The following is a 14,468-nucleotide window of genomic DNA, read 5'->3' as shown; positions in this document are numbered from 1 at the left end:
CTCTCCGGTCGGGTCAGGTCTGGTCGATGCTGGCCAGGGTCTCGCGCAGCGTCTCGTACGCCGCCTCGTACTGGGCGATCTGGTCCGCCGGGGAGAGCGCCTCAGCATTGATCATGGCGTGTACGGCGGCGTCCACCGCCGGGTGCCGGGCGTCCCCGACGTCCTCGGCCGGGGCGGGTGCGGGCCGTACCCCCGGCGGCGGCCCGGGGCGGGGGCCGGCCGGTGGCGGACCCGGACGCGGGCCGGGCGGCGGCGTGGGCCGGTACGGGCCGGTCACGACCCGGCACCGCCGGTCTGTTTGCGGCCGGTCGCCTTCTTCGCCGGCGTGGCCGGCGACTCCTCGGTCGAGGTCCGCGGCGTCGCCGCGGCGGCCGGCTTCTTCGCGATCGCCTTCTTCGCGATCGCCTTCTTCGCCACCCCCTTCGTGGGGGTGGGCGCCGGCCGGTCCGGCAGGGCGGAGACCGGAGCGGCGGCGGCCGGCTCGGCCGGTGGCGGGGCGGCCTTCGCCTCACGCAGCTGGCGTTCCAGCTCCCGCACCCGGCGGGTCAGCTCGGCGACCTCGTCGGCGGTCGCCAGCCCGACCGCGCCGAGCGCACGGTCCACCTCGAAGCGGACCAGCTTGGTCAGCGCCTCGCGGTTCGCCATACCGGTGGAGACGAGTTCCTCGGCGAGCGCCTGGAGCTGGGCGGCGGTCGCGCCGCCCTGGCCGACCACGCGCCGCACGGCGTCCTGGGCCTTCTTCCGGGGCGCCTCCGTCAGGCCCATGGCCAGCTCGAGGTAGGCGCGCCACGCGTCCTGCATGCCTGAGTCCTTCCGCGGGGGCGGGTGTGCAGGTGTCACGCTACCGGGCACCCCGCACCGCCCATTGCGGTACGGTGCCGGGGAACGGCGTGGTGCGTGGTGAGGAGACGATGTGGCCAGCGTGGACGAGTGCCGGCAGGCGTTGCAAGAGTTGGCCGACCGGCTGGACCGGCACGCCGAGGCGACGGGTCGGATCGACCTCGACCGCACCCTGGCCTGCCGGATCACCGATCTGGACACCGCGTTCCACGGCCGCCTCGAAAACGGCCGGCTGACCGGCCTGACCGACGGCGACGACCCCCAGGCCAAGATCGCGCTCAGCACCAACAGCGACGACCTGGTCGCGCTGGTGCACGGCCAGCTCGACCTGGCGAAGGCGGTGGCCGGCCGCCGGGTGTCCATCAAGGCGAACCCGCTCGACCTGATGAAGTTGCGCAAGCTGATCTGACCCGCCCGGGGCGGTCCGTCAGCCGGACAGGCCCAGCGCCGCGATGGCCTCCTCCGCCGCCGGGGACGCCGGCCGCACCCGCGCCTCGGCCCCCGCCGACCAGGCCACCGCGCAGAGCGCGGCGAGGGCGTCGAGGGGGCGTCCCGCGCCGTCGAGGGCCAGCTCACCGTCGGTCACGGTCACCGACCAGCCACCGGTGTCAGGCGTACCCGGCACCCGCACCACCGCCGCTGGATCGAACAACCCGGCCAGGTCGATGGAGACGTACGTCGGCCGGCGCGGCTCGGGGGCGGCCAGCAGCTCGGGTACGTCGCTGACGCCGGTGAGCACCAGCAGGCTGTCCAGTCCGGCCCGGCGGGCACCCTCGATGTCGGTGTCCAGGCGGTCCCCGACCACCAGGGTCCGCCCGGCGCCGGCCCGACGGGCGGCGGTGGCGAACAGCGCCGGCTCCGGCTTGCCCACCACCACGTCCGGATCCCGTCCCAGCGCGGTACGCAGCACCGCGACCAGGGACCCGTTGCCCGGCAGCGGGCCGCGCGGGCTCGGCAGCGTCCGGTCGGTGTTCGTCGCGTACCAGGGTGCGCCCGCCCGTACCGCGAGCGACGCCTCGGCCAGATCGACCCACCCGACCTGCGGGCCGTAGCCCTGGGCGACGGCGGCGGGCTGCTCGTCGACCGTCGACACCGGGCGCAGCCCGACGGCACGCAGTTCCGCCCGCAGCGCCTCCGCCCCGACCACCAGCACCGGTGCACCGGCCGGCAGCCGGTCGCGCAACAGCTCGGCGGTGGCCGCGGCCGAGGTGAGCACCTCATCCGCCCGCGCCGGTACGCCCATGCCGGTGAGCAGGTCGGCCACCTCACTGGAGCGACGCGAGGCGTTGTTGGTCGCGTACGCGACCGCCCGGCCCTCGGCGTGCAGGCGGCCGACCGCCTCGACCGCGCCGGGGATCGGCCGGTCGATCAGATAGATCACCCCGTCCAGGTCGAAGACGACCAGGGTGTACCCGTCGACCAGCCGCTCCCCGGCGCTCGCGGTCACCGGCGGTCCACCTCCGCGTCACGGCCCGGCGCCGCGTCGCCGTCCACGCCGGCCGGCGCGTCGCCCCGATCCCGCACGTCCGAGGCTCCCGCCGTCTCCGGGGCTCCTGCCGCGTCGGCGAGCGACGACGCCTCAGCGTCGGTCAGCTCGTCGTCGCCGAGGTCCGCACCGTCCCGGTCGCGGTAACCGGCCGACGCGTCAGCCCGCTCCCCCGAGTCCGGCTGCTCGCGCTCCTGGGCCAGCGGGCCCGCGTCACCGTCCAGCTCGTCGTCGTCATCGTCGAGGTCGTCGTCATCGTCGTCGAGGTCGTCCTCGTCGTCGAACTCGTCCACGTCCCCGTCGAGGTCGTCGTCGTCCTCGCCACGGTCGTCGTCGTCCTCGTCGTCGGACCGGCGGGCGCCGGTGAGGTCGGCGTCCGATTCGGCGGTAACGGCACCGGGAGCACCCGGGCCGGCCGCGAACTCCTCGTCGTCCTCGTCGTCGCCCTCGATGACCACGCCGTCGAGTTCAAGCAGTCGCTCGGCGGCATCGGTCTCGCCCTCGGCGTCCACGTCGGTGGCCCGGGAGAACCACTCCCGCGCCTCCTCGCGCCGGCCCACGGCCAGCAACGCGTCCGCGTACGCGTAGCGCAGCCGCGCCGCCCACGGCTCCGTCGAGTCGGTGGTCAGCTCGGGCACCTGCAGCATCGCCACGGCCGCGTCCTTCTGCCCGAGGTCGCCCCGCGCTCCCGCCGCAACGATCAACAGCTCGATCGCGACGCCTCGGTCGAGCTTCTCCCGGTCCGCGCCGCGGAACAGGTCGATCGCCCGCTCCGGGCGGCCCAGCGCCCGCTCGCAGTCGGCCAGCACCGCCAGGTGGCTCTGCAACCCGCTCATCCGGTGGTACGTCCGCAGCTCGGCGATGGCGGTCTGCCACTCCCCAGCGTGGTACGCGGCCAGCCCGACCGCCTCCCGCACCGCGGCGATCCGCGACGCGAGCCGGCGGGCGGCCAGCGCGTGCGCGAGCGCCTCCGCCGGGTCATCGTCGATCAGCAGGCCGGTCGCGACCAGATGCCGGGCGACGGTCTCCGCCACCGGCTTGGCCAGCGACAGCAGCTCGGCCCGGACGGTGGAATCGAGGTCGCTGGCGACCACCTCATCGGGCAGCGCCGGCGCGACGACCCGCTCGGCCTCGCGCCCCTCGCCCCCTTCCCGCCGGTCGTCCCGGCGCTCCCGCTGCGGACCGGGACCGCCCGGCCGGCGGTCGCCGTAGCCACGGCGCTCCCCGTCCCGCTCGGTACGCTCCCGACCGGCCCGGAAGCCGCCCTCGCGGTCGTCCCGGCGGAAGCCCTCCCGGCGCTCACCGCCACGGAAGCCGCCCTCACGCCGCTCCTCGCGGCGGAAGCCACCGTCCCGGGGCCCCGCGTCGTCCCGGCGGAAGCCACCCTCGCGGCGCTCACCACCGCGGAAGCCACCCTGACGGTCACCGCCACGGGAACCGCCCTCGCGATCATCCCGGCGGAAGCCGTCCCGACGGTCACCACCGCGGAAACCGCCCTCACGGCGCTCGCCACCGCGGAAGCCACCCTCACGGTCGCCACCGCGGGAACCGCCCTCACGGTCGTCCCGCCGGAAGCCCTCACGGCGCTCACCACCGCCGAAGCCGCCCTCACGCCGCTCCTCGCGGCGGAAGCCTCCCTCGCGCGGACCCGACCGGAAGCCACCCTCACGGCGGTCACCGCCACGGAAGCCACCCTCACGGTCACCACCGCGGAAGCCACCCTCACGGCGCTCACCACCACGGAAACCGCCCTCACGGTCACCACCGCGGAAGCCACCCTCGCGGCGCTCGCCACCACGGAAACCGCCCTCGCGGTCGTCCCGCCGGAAGCCCTCACGGCGCTCGCCACCGCCGGAGCCGCCCTCGCGGCGGTCACCACCGCGGAAACCGCCCTCGCGGTCGTCTCGCCGGAAGCCCTCACGGCGTTCACCACCGCGGAAGCCACCCTCGCGGCGCTCGCCACCGCGGAAACCGCCCTCACGGTCACCGCCACGGAAGCCACCCTCGCGGCGCTCGCCACCGCGGAAACCGCCCTCACGGTCACCGCCACGGAAGCCACCCTCGCGGCGCTCGCCACCACGGAAGCCACCCTCACGGTCACCACCACGGAAGCCACCCTCACGGCGCTCGCCACCACGGAAACCGCCCTCACGGTCGTCCCGCCGGAAGCCCTCACGGCGCTCACCACCGCCGAAGCCGCCCTCACGCCGCTCCTCGCGGCGGAAGCCTCCCTCGCGCGGACCCGACCGGAAGCCCTCCCGGCGATCACCACCACGGAAGCCACCCTCACGGCGCTCACCACCACGGAAGCCGCTCTCGCGGTCATCCCGGCGCTCGCCACCGCGGGAATCAGCGCCACCCGCGCGGTATCCGCCGTCACGGTTGTCGTTGCGGCGGAAGCCACCCTCACGGCGGTCACCGCCACGGAAGCCGCCCTCGCGGTCATCGCGGCGGGCACCGCCCTCGCGTGGGCCGGCACGGAAACCTGCGTCACGGCGCTCGCCGCTCCGGAAACCGCCGTCGCGGGAATCCGACCGGAAGCCACCCTCACGGCGGTCCCCGCCGCGCGAACGGTCGTCGCGGCCGCCCCGGTACGAGGGGCGGTCGTCGCGGCGGGCGTCGCCGCGCCCCTGCTCACGCTCGGCGCGGTCCTCGTAACGACGGGGGCGGTCCCCGCCCTGCGGTCCTGAACTCACAGGTACATCCTTCCTAAGTGCGTCGCAAAGACGCTAACGCAGTCAAGGGCCGACCCTGCTGGGGCGGCCCTTGACTGGAAAGTTTGTCCGGCGGTGTCCTACTCTCCCACACCCTCCCGAGTGCAGTACCATCGGCGCTGGAGGGCTTAGCTTCCGGGTTCGGAATGTGACCGGGCGTTTCCCCTCCGCCATGACCGCCGTAACTCTATCGACATATCAAACAACCAACCAACCCAAACCTTGTTGGGGGTGTTGTTCGTTTGTCGGGAGTTGCACAGTGGACGCGTAGCAGCTTAGTAGTCAAGTCCTCGGCCTATTAGTACCGGTCAACTGAACCCGTTACCGGGCTTACATTTCCGGCCTATCAACCCAGTCGTCTAGCTGGGGGCCTTACCCCACCAAGGTGGGTGGGATACCTCATCTTGAAGCGAGCTTCCCGCTTAGATGCTTTCAGCGGTTATCCCTTCCGAACGTAGCTAACCAGCCGTGCCCCTGGCGGGACAACTGGCACACCAGAGGTTCGTCCGTCCCGGTCCTCTCGTACTAGGGACAGCCCTTCTCAAGTATCCTACGCGCACGGCGGATAGGGACCGAACTGTCTCACGACGTTCTAAACCCAGCTCGCGTACCGCTTTAATGGGCGAACAGCCCAACCCTTGGGACCTGCTACAGCCCCAGGATGCGACGAGCCGACATCGAGGTGCCAAACCATCCCGTCGATATGGACTCTTGGGGAAGATCAGCCTGTTATCCCCGGGGTACCTTTTATCCGTTGAGCGACACCGCTTCCACATGCCAGTGCCGGATCACTAGTCCCGACTTTCGTCCCTGCTCGACCCGTCAGTCTCACAGTCAAGCTCCCTTGTGCACTTGCACTCAACACCTGATTGCCAACCAGGCTGAGGGAACCTTTGGGCGCCTCCGTTACCCTTTAGGAGGCAACCGCCCCAGTTAAACTACCCACCAGACACTGTCCCTGAACCGGATAACGGTCCGAAGTTAGATACCCAAACCAACCAGAGTGGTATTTCAAGATTGCCTCCACCCATACTGGCGTATGGACTTCACCGGCTCCCACCTATCCTACACAAGCTAATTCGGATACCAATGTCAAGCTATAGTAAAGGTCCCGGGGTCTTTCCGTCCTGCCGCGCGTAACGAGCATCTTTACTCGTAGTGCAATTTCGCCGGGCCTGTGGTTGAGACAGTGGGGAAGTCGTTACGCCATTCGTGCAGGTCGGAACTTACCCGACAAGGAATTTCGCTACCTTAGGATGGTTATAGTTACCACCGCCGTTTACTGGCGCTTAAGTTCTCCGCTTCGCCCCGAAGAGCTAACAGGTCCCCTTAACGTTCCAGCACCGGGCAGGCGTCAGTCCATATACATCGAATTACTTCTTCGCATGGACCTGTGTTTTTAGTAAACAGTCGCTTCCCCCTGCTCTCTGCGGCCATACAACGCTCCACCCGCGCGGGGCTTCACGTCTCCGGCCCCCCTTCTCCCTAAGTTACGGGGGCAATTTGCCGAGTTCCTTAACCACAGTTCGCCCGATCGCCTCGGTATTCTCTACCTGACCACCTGTGTCGGTTTGGGGTACGGGCCGCTAAGAACTCGCTAGAGGCTTTTCTCGGCAGCATAGGATCACTGACTTCACCTGAATCGGCTCGGCATCACGTCTCAGCCTACATGTGCTGCGGATTTGCCTACAGCACGGCCTACACGCTTACCCCGGCACAACCACCGGCCGGGCTCAGCTACCTTCCTGCGTCACCCCATCGCTTGACTACTACCCGCCAGGTTCCCACGCTCCCCGTGTTTGGTCCGAAGACCGCCCACAGTTCGGGTGGTTAGCACAACGAGGTTCGTCAGGGTCGCTCTTTCGCGGGTACGGGAATATCAACCCGTTGTCCATCGACTACGCCTCTCGGCCTCGCCTTAGGTCCCGACTCACCCAGGGCGGAATAACCTGGCCCTGGAACCCTTGGTCATCCGGCGGAAGGGTTTCTCACCCTTCTTTCGCTACTCATGCCTGCATTCTCACTCGTGCCGCGTCCACAACTAGGTCACCCCGTTGCTTCACCCCCGGCACGACGCTCCCCTACCCACCCACACACCTGCACCAGATATCAAGACCTGGCGAAGTCATTGTGTGAGTGCCACAGCTTCGGCGGTGTGCTTGAGCCCCGCTACATTGTCGGCGCGGAACCACTTGACCAGTGAGCTATTACGCACTCTTTAAAGGGTGGCTGCTTCTAAGCCAACCTCCTGGTTGTCTATGCGACCCCACATCCTTTTCCACTTAGCACACGCTTAGGGGCCTTAGCTGGTGATCTGGGCTGTTTCCCTCTCGACTACGAAGCTTATCCCCCGCAGTCTCACTGCCGCGCTCTCACTTACCGGCATTCGGAGTTTGGCTGATTTCGGTAAGCTTGTAGGCCCCCTAGACCATCCAGTGCTCTACCTCCGGCAAGAAACACGCGACGCTGCACCTAAATGCATTTCGGGGAGAACCAGCTATCACGGAGTTTGATTGGCCTTTCACCCCTAACCACAGGTCATCCCCCAACTTTTCAACGTTGGTGGGTTCGGCCCTCCACGCGGTCTTACCCGCGCTTCAGCCTGCCCATGGCTAGATCACTCCGCTTCGGGTCTAGAGCATGCGACTCAAACGCCCTATTCAGACTCGCTTTCGCTACGGCTCCCCCACACGGGTTAACCTCGCCACATGCCACTAACTCGCAGGCTCATTCTTCAAAAGGCACGCCGTCACCCCGCAAGGCTCCGACGGATTGTAGGCGAACGGTTTCAGGTACTATTTCACTCCCCTCCCGGGGTACTTTTCACCATTCCCTCACGGTACTCGTCCGCTATCGGTCACCAGGAAGTATTTAGGCTTACCAGGTGGTCCTGGCAGATTCACGGCAGATTACAGGAGTCCGCCGCTACTCGGGAACACCCACAGAAGACCAGCCACTTTCACCTACCGGACTGTCACCGTCTACGGTCGGCCTTTCCAGACCATTCGACTAGCAACTGGCTTTGTAACTCCTTGAGCGCGTGTCAGCACACTCAGCAGGGTCCCACAACCCCGACCACGCAACCCCTGACAGGTATCACACGCAGCCGGTTTAGCCTCAATCCGCTTTCGCTCGCCACTACTCACGGAATCACTATTTGTTTTCTCTTCCTACGGGTACTGAGATGTTTCACTTCCCCGCGTTCCCTCCACACACCCTATGTGTTCAGGTGCGGGTGACTGGACATGACTCCAGCCGGGTTCCCCCATTCGGACACCCTGGGATCACAGCTTGGTTGACAGCTCCCCCAGGCCTATCGCGGCCTCCCACGTCCTTCATCGGCTCCTGGTGCCAAGGCATCCACCGTTCGCCCTTGACAACTTGACCACAAAGATGCTCGCGTCCACTGTGCAATTCTCAACAAACGACCAACCCACAACCCGAACCGCCCCACACCAGACCCGGCCACCGCCGGCGGTATATGGAACCAGGCCGTGCCTGGCGCCCGACAAGCGTCGTCCGCTCGTCCAAGCCACTGAAAGACAACCCATGGTTGTTCTTTCAGGACCCAACAGGGTGCCTGTCACCGATACCCAGCCGCACCATCCGCTCGTTCCCCACCACCCCGAAGGGATGGCCGTACTAGAACATCAGGCCGTTGCCGGAACCGACTCGCCAGTGTCTCCGCCAATGAGCACCCCGACCCGACATTCGCGGGCCGCGGGCTCCATACCGTCCTTCGACGGATGGTGCTCCTTAGAAAGGAGGTGATCCAGCCGCACCTTCCGGTACGGCTACCTTGTTACGACTTCGTCCCAATCGCCAGCCCCACCTTCGACGGCTCCCTCCACAAGGGTTGGGCCACCGGCTTCGGGTGTTGCCGACTTTCGTGACGTGACGGGCGGTGTGTACAAGGCCCGGGAACGTATTCACCGCAGCGTTGCTGATCTGCGATTACTAGCGACTCCGACTTCACGGGGTCGAGTTGCAGACCCCGATCCGAACTGAGACCGGCTTTTTGGGATTCGCTCCACCTCACGGTATCGCAGCCCATTGTACCGGCCATTGTAGCATGCGTGAAGCCCTGGACATAAGGGGCATGATGACTTGACGTCATCCCCACCTTCCTCCGAGTTGACCCCGGCAGTCTTCGATGAGTCCCCGCCATAACGCGCTGGCAACATCGAACGAGGGTTGCGCTCGTTGCGGGACTTAACCCAACATCTCACGACACGAGCTGACGACAGCCATGCACCACCTGTGACCGCCCCCGAAGGACCCCACATCTCTGCAGGTTTTGCGGCCATGTCAAACCCAGGTAAGGTTCTTCGCGTTGCATCGAATTAATCCGCATGCTCCGCCGCTTGTGCGGGCCCCCGTCAATTCCTTTGAGTTTTAGCCTTGCGGCCGTACTCCCCAGGCGGGGCGCTTAATGCGTTAGCTGCGGCACAGGGAACCGGAGAGGCCCCCCACACCTAGCGCCCAACGTTTACAGCGTGGACTACCAGGGTATCTAATCCTGTTCGCTCCCCACGCTTTCGCTCCTCAGCGTCAGTATCGGCCCAGAGACCCGCCTTCGCCACCGGTGTTCCTCCTGATATCTGCGCATTTCACCGCTACACCAGGAATTCCAGTCTCCCCTACCGAACTCTAGCCTGCCCGTATCGACTGCAGGCCCGCGGTTGAGCCGCGGGTTTTCACAGTCGACGCGACAAGCCGCCTACGAGCTCTTTACGCCCAATAAATCCGGACAACGCTCGCGCCCTACGTCTTACCGCGGCTGCTGGCACGTAGTTGGCCGGCGCTTCTTCTGCAGGTACCGTCACTTACGCTTCGTCCCTGCTGAAAGAGGTTTACAACCCGAAGGCCGTCATCCCTCACGCGGCGTCGCTGCATCAGGCTTCCGCCCATTGTGCAATATTCCCCACTGCTGCCTCCCGTAGGAGTCTGGGCCGTGTCTCAGTCCCAGTGTGGCCGGTCGCCCTCTCAGGCCGGCTACCCGTCGTCGCCTTGGTAGGCCATCACCCCACCAACAAGCTGATAGGCCGCGAGCCCATCCCAGGCCGAAAAACTTTCCACCCCCCACCATGCGACAGGAGGTCCTATTCGGTATTAGCCCCGGTTTCCCGGGGTTATCCCAAAGCCTAGGGCAGGTTGCTCACGTGTTACTCACCCGTTCGCCGCTCGAGTACCCCGAAGGGCCTTTCCGCTCGACTTGCATGTGTTAAGCACGCCGCCAGCGTTCGTCCTGAGCCAGGATCAAACTCTCCAACAAAAACTTGTTGAACAATCCATCCCGGCAACAAAAGTGTTGCCAAAGGAATCCCAACCAGACAGACCAAAGCCTGACCAGTCCGGGGTATCAAACAATTTGGCACTGGCTTATCAAGCACCCTGTTGAGTTCTCAAAGAACAACCACACACCATCCGAAAGCCCCGCACCGCAGGACCCCCATCCGGGGCATTTCGTTCACTCACCCGCCGCTCTCGCGCCGGGCACTTTTACTACGTTACCCGGTGGTTTCTGCCGTGTCAAACCGGTGTTTCGCGGTTTGTCGTGCTTCCACCCTTTTTCCGGGCACCCCGATCCAACCGACTTCCGTCGGAAGTTCCGAGGATTTCAGCAGGACGGCCGATGCGGTTACCCGCTCACTCGCCCGGTTTCCCTGCCGGCCGACAACCTTACCCGGTCGGTTCCGCCTCGCCAAATCCGCCTCCCGGCGAATCCGGGGCACCACCCGGTTTGTCGGTCCAGCACTCCGGCCTTCCAGGTCTTTCGCCCTGTTTCGTCCGTTCCGCGCTGGCAGAGAGAAAGTTACGCGCCCGGCGGTTTGATCGTCAAATCCGCCGGGCGCGTCCCGCGTCACATTGTCGACGTACGGCTATTTGCGCAGCTCAACACCGGCGAACGAGCGCTTGCCCCGGCGCAGCACCAGGTACCGGCCGTGCAGGAGGTCCGCCGGCGAGACGGTGGCGTCCACCGCCGCGATCCGGTTGTTGTTGACGTAGGCACCGCCCTCGGCGATCACCCGCCGGGCCTCCTTCATGCTCGGCACCAGGCCCGACTCCTTGAGCAGGCCGGCGACGTCCGGCAGCTCAGTGAGGTGGACCAGCCCGGCCTCGGTCAGCGCGGCACGCAGGGTCTCCGGCGTCAACTCCTCAAGCGAGCCGCGACCGAAGAGCGCCTGACTGGCCGCGACCGCCTGCGCCATCTCCCGCTCGCCGTGCACCAGGGTGGTCAGCTCCTCGGCGAGCGCCCGCTGGGCGAGCCGCGCCTGCGGGCGTTCCGCAGTCGCCTTCTCCAGCTCCTCCAGTTCCTGCCGGGAACGGAAGCTGAAGTAGCGCAGGTAGCGGCTCACGTCCCGGTCATCGGCGTTGACCCAGAACTGGTAGAAGGCGTACGGGCTGGTCATCGCCGGGTCGAGCCAGACCGAGCCGCCCTCGGTCTTGCCGAACTTCGTGCCGTCGGACTTGGTGACCAGCGGCGTGGTGAAGGCGTCCACCGGGCCAGCCCCTCGCCGACGGATGTAGTCCACCCCGGCGGTGATGTTGCCCCACTGGTCGGAGCCGCCGTACTGGAGCTGGCAGCCGTACCGGCGGTGCAACTCGAAGAAGTCGTTTGCCTGGAGGAGCTGGTAGCTGAACTCGGTGAAGCTGATGCCGGTCTCCAGCCGGGCCTTGACCACCTCGCGGGCCAGCATCTTGTTCACCGGGAAGTGCTTGCCCACGTCCCGGAGGAACTCCACCACCGACATCTCGCCGGTCCAGTCCAGGTTGTTGACCAGCTGGGCCGCGTTCTCCCCGGTGTACGAGACGAACGGCGCGAGCTGGTCGCGGATGCGCTGAACCCAGCCGGCGACCACCTCGGGCGGGTTGAGGGTCCGCTCGGCGCTCTCCTTCGGGTCGCCGATCTGGCCGGTGGCACCCCCGACCAGCAGCAGCGGCCGGTGCCCGGCGAGCTGGAGCCGACGCGCGGTGATGACCTGCATGAGGTGGCCGACGTGCAGACTCGGGGCGGTCGGATCGAAGCCCACATAGAAGGTGGCCGTCCCGCCGTCGAGCAGCTCGCGCAGCTCGTCGAGGTCGGTCGAGTCCTGGATCAGGCCTCGCCACCGCAGGTCTTCGGTCAGAGAGTCCCGCCCGTGCGGGAGGTTGCTGTCGGTCACGATCACCGATTCTCCCCCATCACCGGCCCTGGCCCGTAGCGGGTTTGCCCACCGGGCACCACTAGGCTGGCGGCGCCAGCGGAGGCGAGGAGGAGCTGACGTGGAGATGCCGGACCTGAACGGGGGCTTCGGGGCCATGCTGGGGCTCAAGTTCGACGAGGTCAGCGGGGACCGGGTGGTGATCCGCTGGCAGGTCCGGCCGGAACTGCACCAGCCGTACGGGATCCAGCACGGCGGGGTCTACTGCTCGGTGGTGGAGACGGCGGCCAGCATCGGCGGCGCCGTATGGCTGGGCGACCAGGGCCGCGTCGTCGGCGTGTCCAACCAGACCGACTTCCTGCGCGCGGTGCGGGACGGGGAGCTGACCGCGGTGGGCACGCCGATCCACCGGGGCCGCAGCCAGCAGCTCTGGGTGGTGGAGATCACCGACGACGACGGCCGGCTGGTGGCGCGCGGCCAGGTGCGCCTGCAGAACCTCACCATCGCCTGACCGTCTCCCGGACCGGATCGACTCGCCCCGGACGACAGGCTTGGGGGCTGAGAGCTCCGCCGTCAGGCGGCCGTGGGCAGGTCGAGGACGTACGCGTCGCCCTCCCGACGGAAGCCGAGCCGGTGGTAGTAGGGGGCGACCATGCCCGGCGGGCTGACCACCCGGCGGAAGCCGCGGTCGGTGAACAGGCGGCTGCGCCGGTAGACGAACTCGCCCGGGGTGAAGTCGCGGAACCGCTGGGTGACGTAGTCCAGGTCGATCTGGGCCACCCCGCCGGCCTCGGCGTGCGACACCACCACGCCGACCACCTCATCGGCCCGCACCACCAGGAACGCGGACCGGCCGGCGGCCGGGTCCCAGCGGAAGTCCGGGTTGAACCGGGCGATGTCGGCACCGTGTACGCGCAGCGTGTGGGCCAGGAACGCGTCGCCGGTGCCCACCTCGACCACCTGGTACGTCTGCTCGTCGTGCCGGGTGGCCAGCATCGCCCGCAGATACCAGATGTTGATCACGGCAAGCACCACGTTCAGCCCGACCATCGGCCACACCTGCACGGCGGCGTTGTAGCCGATCAGGATGAGGCAGCCGACCAGGTTGAGCGCGCGCAGCCGCAGGATGCGGGTCTGCAGCAGCGACCAGACCAGCAGCGCGGAGCCGGCCCAGCCGACGAGTTCCAGCCAGTTCACCCGGGGGAGACTAGCCGCCGGCCCGGTCGTCCGACCAGACGGACATCTCCAGTACGAATTCCTCGACCTCGGTGCCGCGGCTCTCTGCGTACCCCGAGTCCTCGCCGACCACGACGAAGCCGCACTTGCGGAGCACGGCGAGGGAGGCGGCGTTGTCTTTCGCGGCGCGCGCATGCACCGGCCGCTGCGGCAGCTCGCGCAGGAGCGCGCCCAGCGCGGCCGTGGCGTGGCCCCGGCCCCAGCGCCCCGGGTCGATCCAGTAGCTGACCTCGGTGAGCTCCCCCACCGGGAAGGCGACCACGTGCCCGACCACCTCGCCGCCGACCGTCACGGTCCGCGGGACGATGCGCGGGTCGGCGCGGATGCGCGCCCAGTGGGCGTCGAAGGCGGCCCGGTCGGCCGGGTCCTTCGGGCCGAACGCGGCCATCCAATTGGCCTGCGGATCCTGTCCGTGCGCGAAGAACGCCGGCAGGTCATCGTCACGCACCGGACGGAGCCGCACCTCACTGGTCACGGGTCGGAGGATACGCGGGCCCACCGACGGGATCGGAACCTCCGGCCCGCCGAACGCCACCGTCCGGCCCCGCCGCCGCGCCTCCCGTCGTCGCCGTCCCGCCGGATGTGGGGTGTACCCCGGCCCCGGTCCGCCGGGTCATCCGGGAGGTGGACGCCCGACCGAACCCGCCCCGGTGGCCGGCCTGCCCCGGAGGATCGGGACATGACCGCATCCCGGCGTTGTGCCCACCACCGCCACGGCCCGGCGTCCCGCCGCCACGCCCCGCCCCCGTCGCACAACGGCGGGTGGGCCGCCAGACCCCGGTTGGTGGGCCCCACGGCGGCCGGACCGCGCGCGCTCGGCCCCACGGCGGCCGCGCCTCTGGCGCTCGCCGCGGCCGCGGTCGGCGCGGTGGCGGTGGGCACCTTGGCGATCGGGCGCCTGTTCATCCGCCGGGCGACGATCCGGGAGCTGCGCATCGGTCGGTTGGAGGTGGACGAGCTGGTCGTCCGGCGGCGCATCGACCCGACCGCGGGGATGAGCGGATAGCGGACCGCGTCCACGGTGGGCACGCCGACGGCCGCTCGGGC

General features: G+C 68.0%; 10 protein-coding genes, 3 rRNA genes and 1 pseudogene. 4 read left to right on the top strand and 10 right to left on the bottom strand.

Annotation, left to right across the window (positions count from 1 at the left end):
- Positions 1-13: 13 nt before the first annotated feature.
- Both GA0070604_RS10130 and GA0070604_RS10125 read right to left on the bottom strand, forming a co-directional pair.
- Complete coding sequence (locus GA0070604_RS10130) at positions 14-277, bottom strand: hypothetical protein (RefSeq protein ID WP_091117685.1); 264 nt, start codon at positions 275-277, stop codon at positions 14-16.
- Entirely contained in the window at positions 274-801 is a 528-nt protein-coding gene (locus GA0070604_RS10125; RefSeq protein ID WP_091117683.1) for a phasin family protein, read from the bottom strand. Before GA0070604_RS10125 ends, GA0070604_RS10130 begins: the two co-directional genes overlap by 4 nt.
- Positions 802-913: 112 nt before the next feature.
- Between GA0070604_RS10125 and GA0070604_RS10120 the strand changes: the two genes are divergently transcribed.
- Positions 914-1,249 carry an alkyl sulfatase C-terminal domain-containing protein gene (locus GA0070604_RS10120; protein WP_091117682.1) on the top strand — a complete coding sequence of 112 codons (336 nt, stop codon included), beginning with the start codon at positions 914-916 and terminating at the stop codon, positions 1,247-1,249.
- Between the two features lie 18 nt (positions 1,250-1,267).
- Here the strand turns inward: GA0070604_RS10120 and GA0070604_RS10115 are convergent, their stop codons facing one another.
- A complete protein-coding gene (locus tag GA0070604_RS10115; protein ID WP_091117681.1) occupies positions 1,268-2,287 on the bottom strand; it encodes an HAD-IIA family hydrolase in 1,020 nt (339 codons plus the stop codon).
- 421 nt (positions 2,288-2,708) lie between these two features.
- Positions 2,709-3,360, bottom strand: a pseudogene (locus GA0070604_RS34235) (tetratricopeptide repeat protein); the annotation flags it as partial.
- Here GA0070604_RS34235 and GA0070604_RS32915 point away from each other — a divergent pair.
- Positions 3,337-5,016 carry a hypothetical protein gene (locus GA0070604_RS32915; protein ID WP_141721257.1) on the top strand — a complete coding sequence of 560 codons (1,680 nt, stop codon included), beginning with the start codon at positions 3,337-3,339 and terminating at the stop codon, positions 5,014-5,016. The pseudogene GA0070604_RS34235 and the gene GA0070604_RS32915 overlap by 24 nt on opposite strands.
- Before the next feature lie 91 nt (positions 5,017-5,107).
- On the opposite strand, the gene rrf is transcribed toward GA0070604_RS32915, so the two are convergent.
- The 4 genes from rrf to tyrS form a co-directional block, all read right to left on the bottom strand.
- Positions 5,108-5,224, bottom strand: a 5S ribosomal RNA gene (gene rrf / locus GA0070604_RS10095).
- A 94-nt stretch (positions 5,225-5,318) separates the two neighbouring features.
- Positions 5,319-8,427: ribosomal RNA gene (locus GA0070604_RS10090) — 23S ribosomal RNA — on the bottom strand.
- Between the two features lie 373 nt (positions 8,428-8,800).
- A 16S ribosomal RNA gene (locus GA0070604_RS10085) occupies positions 8,801-10,315 on the bottom strand.
- Together the 16S, 23S and 5S rRNA genes form the textbook arrangement of a ribosomal RNA operon.
- 607 nt (positions 10,316-10,922) lie before the next feature.
- On the bottom strand, positions 10,923-12,206 hold the full coding sequence (tyrS, locus tag GA0070604_RS10080) for a tyrosine--tRNA ligase (RefSeq protein ID WP_091127016.1): 1,284 nt from the start codon (positions 12,204-12,206) through the stop codon (positions 10,923-10,925).
- A 106-nt stretch (positions 12,207-12,312) separates the two neighbouring features.
- Here tyrS and GA0070604_RS10075 point away from each other — a divergent pair, with 106 nt between their 5' ends.
- Positions 12,313-12,696, top strand: coding sequence for a PaaI family thioesterase (locus tag GA0070604_RS10075; protein WP_208602251.1), 384 nt, complete (start codon positions 12,313-12,315; stop codon positions 12,694-12,696).
- 62 nt (positions 12,697-12,758) lie between these two features.
- Here GA0070604_RS10075 and GA0070604_RS10070 read toward each other — a convergent pair whose 3' ends face one another.
- Together GA0070604_RS10070 and GA0070604_RS10065 are read right to left on the bottom strand one after the other, a co-directional pair.
- Positions 12,759-13,382, bottom strand: coding sequence for a hypothetical protein (locus GA0070604_RS10070; RefSeq protein WP_091117675.1), 624 nt, complete (start codon positions 13,380-13,382; stop codon positions 12,759-12,761).
- Between the two features lie 10 nt (positions 13,383-13,392).
- A complete protein-coding gene (locus GA0070604_RS10065) occupies positions 13,393-13,896 on the bottom strand; it encodes a GNAT family N-acetyltransferase (RefSeq protein WP_091127015.1) in 504 nt (167 codons plus the stop codon).
- Between the two features lie 204 nt (positions 13,897-14,100).
- Here GA0070604_RS10065 and GA0070604_RS10060 point away from each other — a divergent pair, with 204 nt between their 5' ends.
- Positions 14,101-14,427, top strand: a complete 327-nt coding sequence (locus GA0070604_RS10060; protein WP_208601999.1) for a hypothetical protein — start codon at positions 14,101-14,103, stop codon at positions 14,425-14,427.
- The last annotated feature ends 41 nt before the right edge of the window (positions 14,428-14,468 follow it).

Origin of the sequence: Micromonospora eburnea (assembly GCF_900090225.1) — a bacterium.
Classification (GTDB): Bacteria; Actinomycetota; Actinomycetes; order Mycobacteriales; family Micromonosporaceae; genus Micromonospora; species Micromonospora eburnea.
This window is presented reverse-complemented; position numbering and strand designations above follow the sequence as displayed.

What these genes read in the sequence shown, in the direction of transcription:
- GA0070604_RS10125 (WP_091117683.1), bottom strand. Translation starts at nt 801, where the DNA reads ATGCAGGACGCGTGGCGCGCCTACCTCGAGCTGGCCATGGGCCTGACG.
- GA0070604_RS32915 (WP_141721257.1), top strand. Translation starts at nt 3,337, where the DNA reads ATGCCGGGCGACGGTCTCCGCCACCGGCTTGGCCAGCGACAGCAGCTC.
- GA0070604_RS10075 (WP_208602251.1), top strand. Translation starts at nt 12,313, where the DNA reads ATGCCGGACCTGAACGGGGGCTTCGGGGCCATGCTGGGGCTCAAGTTC.
- GA0070604_RS10060 (WP_208601999.1), top strand. Translation starts at nt 14,101, where the DNA reads ATGACCGCATCCCGGCGTTGTGCCCACCACCGCCACGGCCCGGCGTCC.